At 52.4% G+C, this 246-nt stretch carries 1 protein-coding gene; it reads left to right on the top strand.

What is annotated here, in order from left to right:
* On the top strand, positions 1-149 hold a 149-nt coding region (locus tag HNW77_RS17430), incomplete at its 5' end, for a carbohydrate porin (RefSeq protein WP_172159356.1).
* Between the last annotated feature and the right edge of the window lie 97 nt (positions 150-246).

Below are 246 nucleotides of genomic sequence, written 5' to 3' on the forward strand. Positions count from 1 at the left end.
TGACCTATCAGGCCCAGGTCACGCCATGGATGATCATACAACCCGATATACAGGGCATCGTGGCCCCCAGTGGCGGTGTGCGCGACAGCAAGGGGGAGCGCGTGCGCAATGAGGCCACCTTCGGGCTACATACGAATGTGAATTTCTAGAGCAATTCCACTGAACCCAAGCTCGGTGGAATTGCTCTAACTCATTGTTTGTCGAACATCTTCACCAGTTCGAATATGTCCATTCAAACTGGATGTG

The organism is Komagataeibacter melomenusus (assembly GCF_013155395.1).
GTDB lineage: Bacteria > Pseudomonadota > Alphaproteobacteria > Acetobacterales > Acetobacteraceae > Komagataeibacter > Komagataeibacter melomenusus.